This window comes from Clostridium guangxiense (genome assembly GCF_021043395.1).
Lineage (GTDB): Bacteria > Bacillota > Clostridia > Clostridiales > Clostridiaceae > Clostridium_S > Clostridium_S guangxiense.
Map to the genome: position 1 here is coordinate 1 of NZ_JAJNKE010000060.1, position 16832 is coordinate 16832.

Annotated in this window: 23 protein-coding genes and 1 pseudogene; 18 read left to right on the plus strand and 6 right to left on the minus strand. The window is 29.1% G+C overall.

The window, feature by feature from the left end; translation table 11 throughout:
• Positions 1-449 precede the first annotated feature (449 nt).
• Positions 450-764: a hypothetical protein gene (locus tag LQK79_RS19535; protein WP_053241689.1), complete on the plus strand. Its 315-nt coding sequence runs from the start codon at positions 450-452 to the stop codon at positions 762-764.
• On the opposite strand, the gene LQK79_RS19540 is transcribed toward LQK79_RS19535, so the two are convergent.
• Positions 761-1513: an MBL fold metallo-hydrolase gene (locus tag LQK79_RS19540; protein ID WP_053241690.1), complete on the minus strand. Its 753-nt coding sequence runs from the start codon at positions 1511-1513 to the stop codon at positions 761-763. The two genes, LQK79_RS19535 and LQK79_RS19540, sit on opposite strands and share 4 nt — an antisense overlap.
• 103 nt (positions 1514-1616) lie before the next feature.
• On the opposite strand from LQK79_RS19540, the gene LQK79_RS19545 reads away from it, so the two are divergent.
• Positions 1617-2036 (plus strand): Lrp/AsnC family transcriptional regulator, encoded by a 420-nt coding sequence (locus LQK79_RS19545; protein ID WP_331000777.1) that lies wholly within the window; start codon positions 1617-1619, stop codon positions 2034-2036.
• Positions 2037-2107: 71 nt separating this feature from the next.
• Complete coding sequence (locus LQK79_RS19550) at positions 2108-2356, plus strand: SHOCT domain-containing protein (protein WP_053241691.1); 249 nt, start codon at positions 2108-2110, stop codon at positions 2354-2356.
• 175 nt (positions 2357-2531) lie between these two features.
• On the opposite strand, the gene LQK79_RS19555 is transcribed toward LQK79_RS19550, so the two are convergent.
• A complete protein-coding gene (locus LQK79_RS19555) occupies positions 2532-2957 on the minus strand; it encodes a flavodoxin (protein ID WP_231017589.1) in 426 nt (141 codons plus the stop codon).
• Between the two features lie 179 nt (positions 2958-3136).
• Between LQK79_RS19555 and LQK79_RS19560 the strand changes: the two genes are divergently transcribed.
• The 11 genes and pseudogenes from LQK79_RS19560 to LQK79_RS19610 all read left to right on the plus strand — a co-directional run bounded on the left by LQK79_RS19560 (position 3137) and on the right by LQK79_RS19610 (position 9928).
• Positions 3137-4060, plus strand: a complete 924-nt coding sequence (locus tag LQK79_RS19560) for a bifunctional helix-turn-helix transcriptional regulator/GNAT family N-acetyltransferase (RefSeq protein ID WP_053241693.1) — start codon at positions 3137-3139, stop codon at positions 4058-4060.
• Between the two features lie 21 nt (positions 4061-4081).
• Complete coding sequence (locus tag LQK79_RS19565; RefSeq protein ID WP_407928541.1) at positions 4082-4735, plus strand: TetR/AcrR family transcriptional regulator; 654 nt, start codon at positions 4082-4084, stop codon at positions 4733-4735.
• A gap of 91 nt (positions 4736-4826) precedes the next feature.
• Positions 4827-5219, plus strand: a complete 393-nt coding sequence (locus LQK79_RS19570) for a bacteriohemerythrin (protein WP_053241694.1) — start codon at positions 4827-4829, stop codon at positions 5217-5219.
• Between the two features lie 173 nt (positions 5220-5392).
• Positions 5393-5635, plus strand: a complete 243-nt coding sequence (locus LQK79_RS19575; protein ID WP_231017590.1) for a zinc ribbon domain-containing protein — start codon at positions 5393-5395, stop codon at positions 5633-5635.
• A 201-nt stretch (positions 5636-5836) separates the two neighbouring features.
• Positions 5837-6175, plus strand: coding sequence for a protease inhibitor I42 family protein (locus LQK79_RS19580; protein ID WP_198149970.1), 339 nt, complete (start codon positions 5837-5839; stop codon positions 6173-6175).
• A 335-nt stretch (positions 6176-6510) separates the two neighbouring features.
• Positions 6511-6999 (plus strand): DUF134 domain-containing protein, encoded by a 489-nt coding sequence (locus tag LQK79_RS19585; protein ID WP_231017591.1) that lies wholly within the window; start codon positions 6511-6513, stop codon positions 6997-6999.
• Positions 6980-7327: a NifB/NifX family molybdenum-iron cluster-binding protein gene (locus LQK79_RS19590; RefSeq protein WP_053241696.1), complete on the plus strand. Its 348-nt coding sequence runs from the start codon at positions 6980-6982 to the stop codon at positions 7325-7327. The genes LQK79_RS19585 and LQK79_RS19590 overlap by 20 nt, the downstream gene beginning before the upstream one ends.
• Before the next feature lie 147 nt (positions 7328-7474).
• Positions 7475-7903 (plus strand): NUDIX hydrolase, encoded by a 429-nt coding sequence (locus LQK79_RS19595; protein WP_053241697.1) that lies wholly within the window; start codon positions 7475-7477, stop codon positions 7901-7903.
• The gene (locus tag LQK79_RS19600) at positions 7870-8127 is read left to right on the plus strand and encodes an LUD domain-containing protein (protein ID WP_084757138.1); all 258 of its coding nucleotides are present in this window, start codon (positions 7870-7872) and stop codon (positions 8125-8127) included. The genes LQK79_RS19595 and LQK79_RS19600 overlap by 34 nt, the downstream gene beginning before the upstream one ends.
• Before the next feature lie 161 nt (positions 8128-8288).
• On the plus strand, positions 8289-9062 hold the full coding sequence (locus LQK79_RS19605; RefSeq protein ID WP_053241698.1) for an MBL fold metallo-hydrolase: 774 nt from the start codon (positions 8289-8291) through the stop codon (positions 9060-9062).
• A 38-nt stretch (positions 9063-9100) separates the two neighbouring features.
• Positions 9101-9928 (plus strand): annotated as a pseudogene (locus LQK79_RS19610) (Cof-type HAD-IIB family hydrolase).
• Between the two features lie 88 nt (positions 9929-10016).
• On the opposite strand, the gene LQK79_RS19615 reads toward LQK79_RS19610, so the two are convergent.
• The gene (locus LQK79_RS19615) at positions 10017-10346 is read right to left on the minus strand and encodes a winged helix-turn-helix transcriptional regulator (protein ID WP_053241700.1); all 330 of its coding nucleotides are present in this window, start codon (positions 10344-10346) and stop codon (positions 10017-10019) included.
• Positions 10347-10494: 148 nt separating this feature from the next.
• Between LQK79_RS19615 and LQK79_RS19620 the strand changes: the two genes are divergently transcribed.
• Positions 10495-11286 carry an amidohydrolase family protein gene (locus LQK79_RS19620; protein WP_231017592.1) on the plus strand — a complete coding sequence of 264 codons (792 nt, stop codon included), beginning with the start codon at positions 10495-10497 and terminating at the stop codon, positions 11284-11286.
• 127 nt (positions 11287-11413) lie between these two features.
• Here the strand turns inward: LQK79_RS19620 and LQK79_RS19625 are convergent, their stop codons facing one another.
• On the minus strand, positions 11414-12841 hold the full coding sequence (locus LQK79_RS19625; RefSeq protein ID WP_231017593.1) for a HAMP domain-containing sensor histidine kinase: 1428 nt from the start codon (positions 12839-12841) through the stop codon (positions 11414-11416).
• A 13-nt stretch (positions 12842-12854) separates the two neighbouring features.
• On the minus strand, positions 12855-13553 hold the full coding sequence (locus tag LQK79_RS19630) for a response regulator transcription factor (RefSeq protein ID WP_231017594.1): 699 nt from the start codon (positions 13551-13553) through the stop codon (positions 12855-12857).
• 177 nt (positions 13554-13730) lie between these two features.
• On the opposite strand from LQK79_RS19630, the gene LQK79_RS19635 reads away from it, so the two are divergent.
• Together LQK79_RS19635 and LQK79_RS19640 are read left to right on the plus strand one after the other, a co-directional pair.
• Complete coding sequence (locus tag LQK79_RS19635; protein ID WP_053241702.1) at positions 13731-14048, plus strand: hypothetical protein; 318 nt, start codon at positions 13731-13733, stop codon at positions 14046-14048.
• A gap of 20 nt (positions 14049-14068) precedes the next feature.
• Positions 14069-14626, plus strand: a complete 558-nt coding sequence (locus LQK79_RS19640) for a hypothetical protein (protein WP_053241703.1) — start codon at positions 14069-14071, stop codon at positions 14624-14626.
• A gap of 24 nt (positions 14627-14650) precedes the next feature.
• On the opposite strand, the gene LQK79_RS19645 is transcribed toward LQK79_RS19640, so the two are convergent.
• Entirely contained in the window at positions 14651-16030 is a 1380-nt protein-coding gene (locus LQK79_RS19645; protein ID WP_053241704.1) for a radical SAM protein, read from the minus strand.
• A 235-nt stretch (positions 16031-16265) separates the two neighbouring features.
• On the opposite strand from LQK79_RS19645, the gene LQK79_RS19650 reads away from it, so the two are divergent.
• Positions 16266-16742 carry a pyridoxamine 5'-phosphate oxidase family protein gene (locus tag LQK79_RS19650; RefSeq protein WP_053243190.1) on the plus strand — a complete coding sequence of 159 codons (477 nt, stop codon included), beginning with the start codon at positions 16266-16268 and terminating at the stop codon, positions 16740-16742.
• Positions 16743-16832 lie beyond the last annotated feature (90 nt).

The window sequence follows — 16832 nt, forward strand, 5'->3', positions numbered from 1 at the left end:
ACCGCATGCACGGTTTGATGAGGAGAAGGTGGCGATTCGCCACCGACTTACTCTACAGACAGATTGAAATATCTAAGTATTTTATGATTTTTGAACCAAGATTTATTAGGATTCTTTTAAATCGTTCCTTCAGCATTGTTACTTCGCTTCCAAGGTAGTGAAAGGAAAAAATTCCTCCGTTTCTACGGAATTTTAGGTGTTAAAACTTGTAATTCCATTATCCTTCTTTGACTTATATTAAAGTGTTTTTATATTTATAAGAATATTGTACATATTTATATTCCTTGTATCTCTGGTTTAATAAAGTAGCTAGAGAAGCTCTGGAAGGTATTAGTGAAGATAATCAAAAAATATTAAAAACTTCGCTTGAAAAAATTATAAGCAATTTATCAGAGGTGAAATAAATATGACATGGAAGCAGGAAATATTTAGAGCCTTTTTATTAGCTTTTGATACAATGGAAATTTCTATTTAACGAAAATGGGATAAAGCTTGCAAGAAAGTGGCATCAAGAAATTCCACATAATTTGCCTGATAAGAATATGAAATTTAAAGTTATATGTATGCTTTTATCTGGAATTATGTTTTTAACTGTTTCTTTAATTTCATTTATAATGCACAAGTATTTTAATTGGATGATTTTTGAGTCATTAATTATTTTTTCAGTATATGCAATTGTAGAAACATTATACTATAGGTATTTGAATACCTTTGGTTTTGCTTCTGTTACAATTGCATTTATTATAATTTATATTTTAGTTTAAAAGTTTAATATTTCTCCATCTTCTGGAATAATTACAGATGCTTTAATATGGTTTTTATCTATATAATACTTTAAATCTTTTCTGGAGAAGCTGCAGTGATTCCAGGAATCCATGTGGACAGCAACGATTTTTATATGAGGAAAATTATTTGATATTTCGCTTATATCTTTTCCTGTCATAGTTATTGGTTCACCAAAGGAAAAATGAGCACCTCCGCAGTTGCAAACCATTATTTCGGGTTTAAACTTTTCAATTGCTTCTTTTACTTTGCTGCACCATACTGTATCACCAGCAATATAAATGGATGGCTCTTTTTTACAGGAAAGAACAAATCCAGATACTGGTGCCATCTTAATTGCAAGTTCTCCGTGACCATGCTCACCGTTGGTTTTATTCATAGTTATTTCATTCCAAGTGCAGAAATCAGAAATTGCATGTACATTTGAAAAACCTAAGGTTTCAAGCTTTAATCTATCTTCAGGTTGACAAAACATAAGAATATTTTTTGGTAGTACATTTGCAGCATTACTATCAAAGTGATCTTCGTGAGTGTGGGTTATAAGAACAGCATCACAGTTAATAATATCATCAATTTTTATGGGTAAATCAACTAGCGGATTGAAATTTTGATTTTCAACATCTGGAATTGGCGACATAGTATTTTTAGGACTTAATACGGGATCAATAAGTATTTTTTTATTGTTTAAATAAATAATTACTGTTCCATGGCGTATTAATTGAAGTTTCATATATAATCACTCCTCGATTTTCATATATATTTAGTATATAATAATCATTAATTGTTTCGTTAAAGAGTATTAGTGAAAAAAGTTTAATCATGAAAGGATTTAAATGGATATGCTTGATAAAACTGATATGGAAATTTTAGATTTACTTATAGAAAATTCACGTATGCAGTGGCAAGAAATTGGTGATAAGGTTCATTTGACAGGACAAGCAGTTAAAAATAGAATAAATAAAATGGAAAAATTGAATATTATAGAGGAATATACTTTGAAAGTAAATTTACATAAGCTTGGTAAAGGCTTAATTGCCTTTATAACTGTTTTTATGAAATCATCTAATCATAGTGAATTTAAAAAATATGTGCTAAATAATCCTCTTATAATTGAAGCAAGTAGGATAAGTGGTGACGGCTGCTACATGCTTAAAGTGGCTGTTTCAGATGACAAAGAGCTTACTAAGCTTTTGGATGAAATTTTACAGTATGGTAATTATAAAGTAAATTTATCTATAGAAAATATAAAGTGATACATCTACATAATTTCTACATATTATTTTAATAGAATTAGAACAAAATAAGAATTACGGAGGTGTCTTAAATGATTTGCAGAGGTTTTGGTTTTAATGGTATATATGGAGGACCTAGTTTTTTTATGATGATTCCAATACTTACAATAATAGTGCTAATAGTATATTTTATATATAAAGTAAATAGTGATAAAAAATTAAGCTTTAATTCTTACGTAAATTCACGAAAAGCTATAGAAATATTAGATGAAAGATTTGCTAAAGGTGAAATAAGTGAAGAAGAGTATTCAAGTAAAAAGAAACAAATTCTTAAAAATTAAGAATAATAAATAGACTTAGGGAGTACAGTAAAAAATGATTTTCATGTGCGCTGTACTCTTTATTCTATTTAAATATAAATCATAAGAAATGTGAAATTAACAAATCATAGGAATTTATCCTTTGGATTCATCAATTTTATTTAATGTTCTGAAATAATGCTGTTTCGCAATATTTTTATTTCGCTAGCAGTTTTCCGAACTCTTGTGCTTTTTGCATTTCTTCATTACTTGGGGATTCATTAACTGCAAGAGCTCCAATAACGTTAAAACCATAGTCATTCATTAAAGCTTTAAATTTATTCATAAATTCTCCATTATCCCATCCATAAGAACCGAATAATACAACCGGCTTATTGTTGTTAGGAATTAATTTAAATTCTTTTAAAAAAGGAGCAAGTTCTTGCTGATCGATATTATTGCCATTTTTTGATGGACTTCCAAAAGCTACAGCATCAGCAGATAAAACATCTTCGTTGGTAGCCTCAGAAACAAGTTTTATTGAAACATCTGCCCCTGCCTTTTTTGCACCGTTAAATATTTCGTTTGCTAGAACTTCAACATTTCCACTTTGACTTTGATAAATTATACAAACTTTTTTCATTTTAAAACCCTCCAATTGATAATTATGATTATAGAAAAATAATTATTATTTATTAAAGTATAGCATATTTTTTATATTTTGTATTGTATTTCAAATAAAATATTTATAAAAGATAGTTGACTAAGTCAATTAAATTTTGTATTATATTTATAATAATTTATGAAAGTGGTGAATATTGTATGGAAAGATTAGAAAGTAACATCATATTTGAGGTAAGAAAATTTAGTAGATTTTATACAAATATTTTAGGATTATTAAACCAATGTATATTAGATAGTTCTTATTCTTTAACAGAAGCGCGTGTACTTATTGAAATTTATAAAACTAGTGAGTGTACTGCTAATATGCTTATTGAAAATCTCAGTATTGATAGAGGATATATAAGTAGAATTTTAAAAAGATTTCAAGCTGATGACTTAATAATAAAAGAAAAATCTTTAGAAGATGGGCGTGTTACATTTTTAAATTTGACTTTAAAAGGAAAAGATGTTTTAAGAGAGCTTGAAGAGAAATCAAATAGCCAAGTGGAAAACATTTTAAGTCCGTTAAGCCTTAATGAAAAGAAAATGCTGATGAAGTCAATGCAGTGCATTGAAAATCTGCTGGATAAAAAAGAAAATAGTATTGTTATAAGAAATTATGATGAGAGTGATATAGATTACATAATAAAGAGACATGAGGAATTATATAAAAAGGAATATGGATTTTTTGAGGAATTTGCAAATTATGTTGAGAAATATCTACTAGAATTTAATAAAAATCATGATGAGAATAAAGAGAATATATGGATTGCAGAATATAATGGAAAGCAGGTTGGGGTAATTGCAGCGGTTAAAACTGATAATGATTATACGGCACAGCTTAGATGGTTTTTAATTGAACCAGAAATGAGAGGAAAGGGACTTGGGCGTAAACTTGTTCAAGTTGTTTTAAATTTTTGTAAAGAAAAAAATTATAAACATATTTTTTTATGGACAGCCAATATATTAAAAACTGCAAGACATATTTATGCGAGCTATGGTTTTAAGCTTACTGAGACAGTTGAAAATACGGAATGGACGAACGAAAAGGTTTTAGAAGAAAAATGGGACTTATTTCTTTAAAAATATAATATTTTTGTTGACATGGAAATTTATGAAATATATAATGATTTTGAAGTCAATGAACTTGAGGTCGATAAAATGAAAGTAACACAGAGGCAAATTCAAAAGGAACAGACAAAGGAAAAAATACTTAAGGCAGCTTATTATGAATTTGGGAAAAAAGGAATTATGGCCACTAGAACATCGGATGTAGCTAAGGCAGCAGGGGTTTCACATGGTACTGTTTTCGCTCATTTTAAAACTCAAGAAGAGCTTATAACTGCGGTAATTGAAAACTTTGATGAGAGAATGGTTAAGCGTATACATGAGCTTGCTGAAAATTGTTCGGGTATTAGGGAGGTACTTAGTGCACATCTTCAAGGAATTGAGGAATTTGAGGATTTTTATACAAGGCTTGTTATGGAAATTAGATTGCTTCCAGAAACTTCAAGAACTACGTTTATATCTCTTCAATCTGGCATATCATTTCACTTGAATAAGGTTTTAAATGAGGAGATGAATAAAGGAGAAATTGTTAAGCTTCCAATTTATTTTTTATTTAATACCTGGAACGGACTTATAAATTATTATTTAGTAAATAGTGATTTATTTGCACCGGACGAATCTGTAATAGCTAGATATGGAGATGAATTACTTAATGATTTTATGAAGCTTATTGAATGCAAAAAAATTTAAAATAATGGCTACGTTTTAAATAAGTGTAAAAGTCAACATTTGTTTAAAACAAAGCCAAAATAATTATTGTATTATAAGGGGGAATAATTAAATGGTGCAATGGAGCGAAGAATACGTTATAGGAATAGAAAAAATAGATGAACAACATAAGAGGTTATTTGAAATTGCAAATGAAGCCTATAAGCTTCTAAAGGATCAATTTTTAATAGACAAGTATGATAGAATTGTTGCAATAATTAAGGAATTAAAGGATTATACTAAGTATCATTTTCAATATGAAGAAGAGTACATGAAAAGTATAGGATACAGAAAATATTTATCTCAAAAAGTAGCCCATGATGATTTTATTGAAAAAATTAATAAATTTGATTTGAAAAAGATAGATAATAGTCAGGATGAAGCTATATTAAATTTATTAGAATTTGTAGTCAGCTGGATTGGCCTGCATATACAAAAAGAAGATACTCAAATAGCTAAGGCGTAGTAACAAATAATCAATGGAGAAACTAAAATGAAACTTGATGATGGTTTTTATTTTAGTTTTTTTTTATTTAATATTGACATATTAGTCTATAAAGAATAAAATGATTTTATAGTCAATGAGCTATAAGTCAATGAAATATAATTTAATTAAATGGTAAGAGGAGATTTAAAATTATGAAAATTTGTATTGCATGTGGAATGCCTATGAACAAAAAAGAAGATTATGCTATGGGGGATGAATCTAAAAATTATTGTAAGTATTGCATGAGAGCAGATGGAACTATGCAGTCTTACGAGGAAAAACTCAAAGGTATGACTGAGTTTATTGTAAAGACTCAAGGAATTGATAGGAAGGTAGCAAATAAAACTGCAAAGGAAATGATGGCTAAGCTTCCAGCTTGGGAGGGATTGAAATGAGAAGTTATGATGATTTTTTTTAGAGTTAACAATTTAGAGGATGTTAAAGACGATGGTATGTCGCTGGAATTTGAAGATCCATTTGGAAATAGACTTGGTATTACAGATTATATAAATTAATCACACAAGCTAAAGTGTAAAATATAATGGTTATTGATATTATAGTTTTATTAAGGAGTAATTATGTATTATCCTTATAGTATGAGTAACTTTCACAGAATAAAAAGAGCCTATGATACATTGCTTACCGATAGTGGTGTTAATATTATGAAGATAGGGGAAAATGCGTGGATAATTTTAGATGATAATCCGTCCACGGGCTATTCTTGGAGGGTGATTACAGATAATTCGGGAATATATAAAGTTATAAAAAGTTTTTATTTGCCAACCAATACAGGAAATGTCGGGTCGCCAGGCAAGTCTATATGGATTATAAGAGCGGTAGATACGGGAAGAGGTTCAATAATATTTAAGTATGGTAGAGCATATTCTACAGATCCTAATGATAAAGAAATAATATACGAAATTAATGTAATATAAAAAGAATGCCAAGTAACAATACTTCCTCATATTAAAAAAATTCCTTCAGCATTGTTACTTGGCTTTCACGGTAGTACAAGGAAAAAATTTCTTCGTGCCTACGGAATTTTAGGTGTGAATATTTATAATACATTATCTAAGCAAGGTATTATTGGCTTTCATTGATTGACCATGATTACAATGTATTTTTCGTAGGATATTGGAGAAAAATTTAACTTGTATTCTTGATTTGGCGAAGTAACAGCATTAAATAAATAGTAATTGGCATTTGACAATAACTTAATTTAAATATATAATAATGGCAAATGCCAATTATATTTAAGGAGGAAATTCAAATGCCAAGACCAATTAAATATAGAAAAGTTGAAAGCTTGCCTAAATATACATATTTTTTGCCAGCGGGAATAAAAAAATGTGAGCTTCAAGAAATATTGATAAAAATTGAAGAGCTTGAGGCTATGCGACTTAAGGATATAGAGGAGCTAAATCAGGAAGAATGTGCAGAAAGAATGCATGTTTCAAGGCAGACTTTTCAAAATATAATAGACAGTGCAAGAAAAAAAGTTGCTTTGGCATTAACTCAAGGAAAGGCAATAAATATAAGTGGTGGAAATTATACAAGAAATTTATGTAAGTTTAGATGCACAGCTTGCGGCAAGGATTATGAAATAAAGTATGAGGAAGATAAAAATATATGTCCATCATGCGGTTCAAAAGAAGTTATGTGTAGTAAAAAGAGTGACTTCTGTCATAAGGTATGCCATAAGGGGTGCAAAAATAATGAATGTATTGGAGGAAATTTAAATGAAGATAGCAATACCTAATAATGGAAGTGCGCTGAATCAGCATTTTGGTAAGAGTAAAGGTTTTATGATTGGAACAATAGAAAATGATAAAATCGAAAAGCTTGAGGAAGTGTCAACAGTAGAGCTTGCACATCAACATGAAGGTTTAGCAGATTTGCTCGCTAAACATAACGTAGATGTAGTTATAACTGGAGGCATAGGATCAGGTGCGTTAGAGGCTTTGAGAAGTAAAGGCTTTAAGATTATAAAAGGTGCACAGGGTGAATGTAAAGATATTATGGAAAGTTATATCAATGGTGGTTTAGAAGATAAAGATGTAATGTGCAATCATCATTGTGATCACTAAATATTTTTTATATGTAAAGTTTGATTCTGGTATATAAATTTATATATCAGAATTTTTTTATAAAAATAATGGTATAATAATGGTATAAATTACTATGGAGATTATTGGCTATATTTTAAAGAAGACTTGGAAAGGGGAGAAGCTTAATTGAAAACTGAAATATATAAATTGGGAATTGTTGAAGATAAAGAATTAAAGTTTGCAGTTATAGTTTCAAAATTTAATAACAAATTTGTATATGTAAGGCATAAAAAAAGAGAAACATGGGAAATTCCAGGTGGTCATAGAGAACTAAGCGAGGATATCGGTAAAACAGCAGAAAGAGAATTGAAAGAAGAAACTGGAGCGGTTAAATTTAAAATAGAGCCTGTGTGTGATTATTCTGTAAAAAAAGAAGGACAACCTCAAGATTATGGTAGAGTGTATTATGCAAATATTGAAGAATTAGGAGAATTGCCTGACTTTGAAATTGGAGAAATTAAATTATTTGACTATTTGCCAGAAAAACTTACATATCCAGAAATCCAGCCAATTTTATTTAAATGGGTCATGAAATTCACAGTAGTAACAAAGTAGCTGTAATAATTTTTTGTCTAGATAAAATCATTATAGTTGTTGAAGTTAATAAAGTTGCTGATACCTGGCAAGAAGGAGTAAAAAGGGTTAAAGGCATAGAATATCCATTAAATGCAGAAAAAGTTGGTTTTAACCCTCCTTGTGTTATGTTAAAAAAGTGTGTTGATTGCTCATCAATTGAAAGAGTATGTAATAGTCTCTCGATAATAGAGGATAATCATTAGAAGATAGTTTATTATATTATTTCAATTGCATTTTGGACATGTACATGAATTTTTCATATTACACCTCGAACTGTTTTTTATGAAAATTATACCATATACTTAGCTAATAATTAAAGTAGCTAGTATTAAAAAAATAAAATATATCGATTGGAGAAACAATAGTGAATGAATGGTTTACAATTGAGAAAATAGACAACGAAACCTATGCTATAAGTGAATATGGACACTGGGAAAAGGTTCATTCTTATTTATTAATAGGTAAAAATAATGCACTTTTAATTGATACAGGTCTTGGGATTGGCAACATAAAGAAAGAGGTTGAGAAATTAACTAGCTTGCCTATAATAGTAGTTACTACTCATGTGCATTGGGATCATATAGGTGGGCATGCATTATTTGATACTATTTATGTTTACAAGGATGAAGTTAATTGGCTAAAAAATGGCATCGATATTCCACTTCATGTTGTTAAAAATAATATTATGAGAGAACCTTTTACTAAAAAGCCGCCGATAGAATTTAATATAGATAATTATAAAATTTATAGTGGAAAACCGGACAAGATATTAAAGTACAATGATATTATTGATATCGATGAAAGAAAGGTAAAAATAATTCATACTCCAGGACATTCTCCAGGGCATATTTGCTTTTTTGAGGAGGATAGGGGTTATCTGTATACAGGAGATTTAATCTATAAAGGAACTTTATATGCCTTTTATCCAACTACAGATCCTGTACTTTTTAAAAAATCAATTGATAAAATTAGCGAACTTAAGGGAATAGCAAAGATATTACCGGCACATAATGATATAAATATACAGGTTGATTTAATATGTAAAATTAAAAAAGCATTTAAACATATTGAAAATAAAAATATGCTTAAACATGGCACTGGAATATTTAGTTTTGGCGAGTTTAATATATATTTATAGGAGAATAACAAATGAAGTATAAATTAGTATGTATTGATATGGATGGAACTCTTTTAAACAGTAAAAAAACTGTAAGCGAGGCTAATAAAAATGCCATTAAAAAGGCACACCAATTAGGAATTAATATAGTAATAACTACTGGTAGAATATATTAAAATGCTGCTTTTTATTCGAAGCTTATTGGTGTAAAATCATCTCCTGTTATTGCATCAAATGGAGCTATTATAAAGGAAAATGATAAGGACAGCGTGATTTATAAAAGAAGTCTTAGTATCGAAAATATAAGGACAATAATCAATATATGTAATAAGCATAAGGTTAAAACTAATTTTAATACGCCTAATAGCTTTATTTGTAGAAGTAAATTTGTCTACATGCTTGTAAATAAATTGTTTTTAAAATCTATGAGTATAGCTAATGAGGGTAAAATTAATATGGAATATATGAAAAATAATGATGAACTTATAAAAAAACTTGAGCAGAACTACAAGGATATTATTAAATGCGAGATTATACATATAAATACCAAAAGAATCAGTGCTTTAAAGGAGGAATTGCAGGAACTAAATGATATTGAAGTTGTAAGCTCGTCTAAACATAACATTGAAATTACAGCAAAGCTTGTTTCAAAAGGGAAGGCAGTTGAAGCTTTGACCAATTATTATAATATAAAAAGAGAAGAGATTATTACCATTGGAGATAGTGAAAATGATTTGTCTATGATAGAATATGGCGGGCTTGGAGTTGCAATGGCAAATGCTTCAGAGGAGATAAAAAGAAGAGCTGATTATATTACAGATACCAATGATAATGATGGTGTGGCAAAGGTTATAAATAAATTTATATTAAATGAAAATGTTAAATAGTATTTATGGATTTTATTATTGGAAGTAATTCTATTTTGCTTTAGAAGGATAATAAGCTTATGTGAAGAGCCAAGCGTATAAAAGTATGTTACTTCATAATTTTTTTATAATCTTTTCCCCATTCACACATAGAGCTTAGTATGGGATTTAAACTTTCTCCAACCTGGGTTAATCCATATTCAACCCTTGGTGGAACTTCAGCATAAATCTTTCTGTATATTATTCCGGATTTTTCTAGCTCTCTAAGCTGCATTGTTAAAGTTTTTTGTGTTATATTTGGAAGTAATCGCTGAAGTTCATTAAATCTAACAATATTTTGAGATAAGTGCCATAAAATTGATAATTTCCATTTTCCACTTAATATATTAATAGTTATATCCATTGGACAACTATCGATTAAATTTTTTGATTTTGCCATTTTTACCCTCCAATATTTTTTATGTTGAAATTATTATTCTACCGTAATAGTATCATTTTTGATATTACATTTCAAATTTGTGCGTACTTATATTTAAAATTTATGGATGGTATACTTCTACATGAAATAAGTTGTAGGAGTGATATAAATGATAATTGATAGTCATGCACATGTTGTGCTACCAGTGGAAAAACATATAGAGCTTATGGATGAGGCAGGAATTGATAAAACAATACTATTTTCTACTTCTATGCATCCTGAATTGGCACAAAATTTAGAAGAGTATGAAAAAGAATTAAATAAGCTATATGATATTATTTTGGGTAAAAAAAATTCTATGTCTACTAAAATAAACTCAATTAAAGGGCAATATGAGATTATTAAAAAATATCCATCAAGATTTTATGGCTTTGGAAATGTACCAGCAGGTTTTGATTATGAAAAAACAGCTTCATGGGTAGAAGAATATGTAGTGAATAATAATTTTAAGGGTATTGGTGAAGTTACTATAGGCAATGGTAGAGTTGAAGATTTAAATAATATTTTTAAAGCAGCACATGAGTTCTCAAATCTACCAATTTGGATTCATGCGTTTTGGCCTTTGGATTTAAATGATTTAAAGGGTATATTTAATTTAGCAAAGCAGTATAGTGAAGTTCCAGTAGTGATAGGACATTTAGGTGGCTTAAATTGGCTTGATACTATTAAAATGACGAAGGAAGTCAAGAATGTCTACATAGACTTATCGGCATTTTATGCTGTAATTCAATTAAGCATGGTAATAAAAGAATTGCCTGATAGATGTCTATTTAGTACCGATCTTCCATTTGGAGATTTAGCTATAGAGAAATTTGCTATAGAACGTGTTTGCACTGATGAAACAGTTATAAAGCAAGTCATGGGAGAAAATGCAGCAAGACTTGTGAAGTTAGGCATATAAGTATAGTTAGGTAACATAAAACTTGAAAATGGTAAGTTTTATATTCATACACACAAACTGGAATTTAACTCAGAATACAGTGAAGGATGTTTTTTCTCCGCCACTGTATTCTGTATTATTCGATAAATCATTTGCAAAGCAAGTATATTAGAAATGCAGCACCGCCAGCTTCTTTGTTTTTAGCTATTATGTTTCCATTATGTCTTTCAATAATGCTTTTAGTTATTGCAAGACCAAGACCGTGGTTTCCGTTTTTGCCCTTGTAAAATCTATCAAATAAGTGCTCAATACTAGCCTCTTCAAAGCCAGAACCATCATCACTAATTTCTATTATGACTTTATTTTCAGCTTTACTTAAAACTACATCGATATTTTTTATGCAATACCTTAAGCAATTGCCTAAGATATTTATAATTGCCCGAGTAAGCTTTTCACTATCACCAGAGATAATAATATCAGTATCACTTTTAGTTGAAAATTTTATTGATTTTCCTTCTTTTACTGCTATGCCGTTTACTTTATCTATACTATTTTTTATTGTATTTGCTATATTGACATTTTCAGTTTTAAAAGCTTCTTGTGTAGAATCAATTTTTGACAAAAACAATAAATCTTCTACTAGTTCTGAAAGTCTTTTACTTTCTTCAATAATTATATCAACGGCACCTTCCTCTTTTGCAACGCCATACTTTATTGCTTCAGCATAGCCCTGTATTGACATTAGAGGGGTTCTAAGCTCATGAGATGCATTTTGAAGGAAGGTTTTAATTGTTGAATCATAGGCAGATAGTTTATTAGCCATGGAGTGCATGGTGCCTGCTAATTCACCTATTTCATCGCTATTATATTCTTCTATTGCAGTGTCGTATTTTCTTTCACCTAACTTTTTTGCATATTTGATTAATTTATAGATTGGATCAGAAATTCTAGCAGCTACGTTATTGGAAATTATTATTCCAAAACCAGCGGAAATTAGTAGAATCAAAAGTAGCATTAATACGACTATGTTAGTTAAACTACGGCTCTTTGATAAATCAGAATATATTATTAAATATGTATTTTGACCATTGTGTAAGCTTATATGAGAAATTGTCACCTCATATCTGTTTTTACCTATTGTTATTAGAAACACAGCAGTGTTGTTTGAAGTTTGTCTATAAAGTTTTTTTCTGTTTATTGCTGGCAATAATTTATTTTCGATAAAATTATTTTGATTTTTATTTGGTTTAATAGAAAGCAAGTTCTCATTTTTATCTACAAGTGCATAATTTATAGTAGCATAAGTTTGAACGTTTTTTAGGGCATTTTCAGTTTTTAAAGCATTTTTCGTAATTTCGTTATCGTCTATATTTTTTGTATTATTTCTATTTAAATTTTCAGTTATTGTTTGAGTTAATATTTTTTTTGCTGAAATAAGCTGACGCCTAGTTTGAGATCTTATAAATAATCTAAAGCATATAATAAATACAATTAAGGTTAAAATAATACATATATTGATTACAAGCATGTGTGAAAGAAAGATTCTTTTTTTTATACTATTTTTAGAATTTTTCATAAACTTAATCCTCTCATCTATTTTCATCTGAAATCATAAATCCAAAGCCCCATAAAGTTTCTATTTTTAAGGAAGAATCTGCTTCTGCAAGTTTTCTTCTTATTCTTTTCATCATATCATCTGTTGCCCTAGTATCTACATCACTGTTAAATCCCCAGATTTTATTTAGAAGCTCTTCTCTGCTAACGCCTTTATTTAAATTTTGTGCCAAATATAGTAGTAGATTAAACTCTATGGGTGTAAATTTTAATTTTTTACCATTACAGTAAACAGTCTTGCTATCAATGTTTATGTTCACATCTAGAATTTTTAAAAGATTGCTATCTTTTCTTTCTTCCGTTTTAACATCAATGAGTCTAAATATTTTCTTTACTCTTAGTACTAATTCTACGGGGCTAAAGGGTTTTGTCATATAATCATCACTTCCAAGCATTAGTCCTGCTATTTTATCCGTTTCGCTATCTTTTGCTGAAATAATTATTATAGGAACATTGCTGATTTTTCTTAATTCTGCGCATAAGGCCAGACCATCAATGCCAGGCATCATAATGTCTAGGATGAGCATATCTGCCCTCTTTTCTTTAAAAGCTTCTAATAAATCTTCTCCATTAGAATAAGTAATTACCTCATAGCCTTCTTTTACTAAAAACATTTCTATTAATTTTTGTATTTTAATTTCGTCATCTGCAATATAGATAAGTTTTTTCGGCATAAATAATCCTCCTGTAAAGGTGTTATATATTAAATTGATTATAACACATTATTAGGTTTCTATATTTACCACCATATTTCCGCCACAAATTCGCCACAATTTATCTCTGATTTATCCCAAAATTAAATGTTAAACTTGTTTCATAAGCATTAACATCACAGTAAGGGAGAGTATAATATGAAAAAAATTTTAATTGTTATCCCAATTTTATCTTTGATTTTTGTAGTAGCTGCCTGTAGTAAAAAATCTGCTTTTTCACCAGCTTCAAATAATGCAAAAACTGGGGCGGTTAAAGTTAGCAATAATTATGGAAAGTCAGCCTCTAATAATGTAGGTTCAGCTGTAAACTCTAATTATAGTTCTGCAGGTAAGAATACGTCGGCTTCTATGCAAAGTATTAATTCATCTATGGATAAATTAAATTCTGCTTTAAATGCTTCAGATGACTCTAATAATATAAATCAAACTGAGTCGTTAATAAATAATATAAATTAATTTTATAAGGAGTGAATTGAATGAATAGTAAAAAATTAATTTCAGCAGTAATTGCAATGGCAATTATATTACCTAGTTCAGCGGTATATGCAAAAACACCTAATTTTGGAGGAGGCTTATTAAAGCAGCAGCAAAACCAAGCTAATAAAGCAGCCTTACAGCAATATAGAAGTGATATTTCATCAAAAAAGGATACAGTTAAGCAAAATTATCAGACTAATAAAAATTTAAGACAAGCTATAGCTCAGAAAAAAGCTACTATTAAAGGTTTAATACAAAACATAAAGCAAAGTGGAAAACAATTAAATTCAACAGATTTATCTAGCATACAAACAGAGCTGCAAACCATAGACAATGATATAGCTTCCTTGCAAACACTTAATGGAAGTATTAAACAGGATTATACGACTATAAAAAGTGACATTAAAAATAAGGATTATCAAGCAGCAGAATCACAATTTGGCAGTATAATAGCCACTCAAAATACAAGAACAACTGATCTTACAAATTTAAGTGCTGATATGGATAAACTAATTAGTGAACTTCAAACAGCTGTTTCAGATTCTGCTGCAAATTAATATCTATGTTGCTGTAAGACTATTTTATCCCTTTGACATTTTGTAATTTCCAGCACAGTTAAAGTCTTTCTTCCAGGCTTTTTCTGCTGCTGGCTTAAAGTTTGCGGCAAGTTCATCAAGCTCTTTCATGAATTCAGGATTACTAATCATATTGTTAGCACTTTCATCCGTAGGTTTAGCATTGGTCTTTTTAACAACTTCACGCACAACTGTAGGATTATCAATCATCATGCATGGCATTAAGAGATTTTTGTTGTAAGGTTGTCTTTTTCTTAATTCCTTAAAGTATGGAGTTTTAAATGCATCTAAAAGAGGCTGATTTTTTACATTAAAGGATGAAAAATGGGAAAATATGCATGGCTCTACATCTTCTTTTGCATTTATATGGCAGTAATACTTACCAGCTATACATCCGCCAACGTAAGGAGCATCGTTAAAGAAATCTATGCAAAAATATGGCATTGTAGTTCTAATCTCTCTTGTCCTTCTTCCAAGTTCAATTCTTTGGGTAGGAGTAAGCATATTTTTTACATCCACACCAACGCCTACAGGCATATAAATAAAATACCAGCTTATTTTTGAACCTTTGTCAATTAGCATTTGTATGAATTTTTTTGATGATACGGTTTCAAAATTATGAGTGGACGTTGCAGAGGATACACCAAAAACAATCCCCCTTTTTCGGAGTAAGTCCATTCCGTGCATTACTTTATTAAAAGTACCTTTGCCCCTTCTAGCATCAGTTTCCTTTTCAAAACCTTCTAGAGAAAACATTGGTGCTACATTCCCTAATTTTTGTATTTTATCAGCTAAGTTTTCTGTAAAAAGAGTTCCATTGGTAAAAGGGACAAACATGCAATCGTTATATTTTTGGTAGATGTCAAGCATGTAATTATTTATAAAAGGTTCTCCACCAAGAATTATAAAAAAATATGTTCCTAGGTTTCTTGCTTCTTCTATAATTCTATCGACTTCTTTAAATGGTATATCGTCCTTTTTGCTATAATTTCCAGCGTAACAGCCAGTACACTTTAAATTGCATCTCATTGATGGACTTAAAAGAATTACGAAAGGAATTTTTATATTTTCATCATTCAAGTATTTATCACGTTTAGACATGCCATACCATACGCCATTTGATAGAAAGTTTACAAAGAACTTTTTGAGACACTTTTTATTTACGGTTTTAAGTATGTTTTGAATATATTCATGTACACTCTTATTGGTATTATAATAGTTTAGGACAGTATCGATTTGTGATAATGAGTAAGGATCCTTAATGGCACTTTTTACAATACCAAAAATTTTATTTACATTTTTTTCTGGGTTTTTATCTATATAGGATATTATAACTTTTATAAGTGATTCTTTCATCCCTTTTTCTAAGGATTCTGTTAATTTCATAATTTTCCTCCTCTATCTAAAAAACTTACATAAAAATAAATATATATAATAATCTATATATATTTTTTAGAAATATTTTTATGACTTAAAAGCAAAAATGCTTTGATAGTTAATTAATTTTATTTAGCGATAAATTGAAAATTTTCTGATATAATTATGTATATTGGAAGATTTTCATAAATGGAGTATGATCATTAACTTATGATTAATTAAACAATGTAAAGGAGCGTACGATATGAGAAGAAAAGATAGAGAAATTATGAATCTGAAGGAAATTGTAACAATTATAAAAAAGTGTGATGTATGCAGTTTAGCTTTATTTGATGAGGAATATCCGTATATTGTACCACTAAATTTTGGAGTGAATTTTGTAGAGAATAAAATAACATTGTATTTCCATGGAGCTAAGGCTGGAAAGAAATTAGAATTAATAAAAAAGAATAATAAAGTTGGTTTTGAAATGAATTGTTCGCATAAACTATTATTAGGTGAAAAAGACTGCAATTCAACTATGGAATATGAAAGTGTATGTGGAAATGGAATAGTTGAAATTTTAAATGAGTCAGAAAAACGAGAAGCATTAACTTATTTAATGAAACAATATAGCGATAAAGAAAAATTTGAGTTTGATGAAAATGCAGTAAATGCTGTTTCGGTGTTTAAACTAGAGGTTTCTGAAATACATGGGAAGGCGCATATAGGCAACAGATAGTGATGACAAGAGGAAGTCCAGCTAAGAAATGTCAATAAGAAATAAAAAATAATTATTATTTTTATGAGATTAAAAAAGGTTAACTTTAAT

What these genes read in the sequence shown, in the direction of transcription:
- LQK79_RS19540 (WP_053241690.1), bottom strand. Translation starts at nt 1,513, where the DNA reads ATGAAACTTCAATTAATACGCCATGGAACAGTAATTATTTATTTAAAC.
- LQK79_RS19545 (WP_331000777.1), top strand. Translation starts at nt 1,617, where the DNA reads ATGGATATGCTTGATAAAACTGATATGGAAATTTTAGATTTACTTATA.
- LQK79_RS19550 (WP_053241691.1), top strand. Translation starts at nt 2,108, where the DNA reads ATGATTTGCAGAGGTTTTGGTTTTAATGGTATATATGGAGGACCTAGT.
- LQK79_RS19555 (WP_231017589.1), bottom strand. Translation starts at nt 2,957, where the DNA reads ATGAAAAAAGTTTGTATAATTTATCAAAGTCAAAGTGGAAATGTTGAA.
- LQK79_RS19560 (WP_053241693.1), top strand. Translation starts at nt 3,137, where the DNA reads ATGGAAAGATTAGAAAGTAACATCATATTTGAGGTAAGAAAATTTAGT.
- LQK79_RS19565 (WP_407928541.1), top strand. Translation starts at nt 4,082, where the DNA reads ATGGAAATTTATGAAATATATAATGATTTTGAAGTCAATGAACTTGAG.
- LQK79_RS19570 (WP_053241694.1), top strand. Translation starts at nt 4,827, where the DNA reads ATGGTGCAATGGAGCGAAGAATACGTTATAGGAATAGAAAAAATAGAT.
- LQK79_RS19575 (WP_231017590.1), top strand. Translation starts at nt 5,393, where the DNA reads ATGAAAATTTGTATTGCATGTGGAATGCCTATGAACAAAAAAGAAGAT.
- LQK79_RS19580 (WP_198149970.1), top strand. Translation starts at nt 5,837, where the DNA reads ATGAGTAACTTTCACAGAATAAAAAGAGCCTATGATACATTGCTTACC.
- LQK79_RS19585 (WP_231017591.1), top strand. Translation starts at nt 6,511, where the DNA reads ATGCCAAGACCAATTAAATATAGAAAAGTTGAAAGCTTGCCTAAATAT.
- LQK79_RS19590 (WP_053241696.1), top strand. Translation starts at nt 6,980, where the DNA reads ATGAAGATAGCAATACCTAATAATGGAAGTGCGCTGAATCAGCATTTT.
- LQK79_RS19600 (WP_084757138.1), top strand. Translation starts at nt 7,870, where the DNA reads ATGGGTCATGAAATTCACAGTAGTAACAAAGTAGCTGTAATAATTTTT.
- LQK79_RS19615 (WP_053241700.1), bottom strand. Translation starts at nt 10,346, where the DNA reads ATGGCAAAATCAAAAAATTTAATCGATAGTTGTCCAATGGATATAACT.
- LQK79_RS19620 (WP_231017592.1), top strand. Translation starts at nt 10,495, where the DNA reads ATGATAATTGATAGTCATGCACATGTTGTGCTACCAGTGGAAAAACAT.
- LQK79_RS19625 (WP_231017593.1), bottom strand. Translation starts at nt 12,841, where the DNA reads ATGAAAAATTCTAAAAATAGTATAAAAAAAAGAATCTTTCTTTCACAC.
- LQK79_RS19630 (WP_231017594.1), bottom strand. Translation starts at nt 13,553, where the DNA reads ATGCCGAAAAAACTTATCTATATTGCAGATGACGAAATTAAAATACAA.
- LQK79_RS19635 (WP_053241702.1), top strand. Translation starts at nt 13,731, where the DNA reads ATGAAAAAAATTTTAATTGTTATCCCAATTTTATCTTTGATTTTTGTA.
- LQK79_RS19640 (WP_053241703.1), top strand. Translation starts at nt 14,069, where the DNA reads ATGAATAGTAAAAAATTAATTTCAGCAGTAATTGCAATGGCAATTATA.
- LQK79_RS19645 (WP_053241704.1), bottom strand. Translation starts at nt 16,030, where the DNA reads ATGAAATTAACAGAATCCTTAGAAAAAGGGATGAAAGAATCACTTATA.
- LQK79_RS19650 (WP_053243190.1), top strand. Translation starts at nt 16,266, where the DNA reads ATGAGAAGAAAAGATAGAGAAATTATGAATCTGAAGGAAATTGTAACA.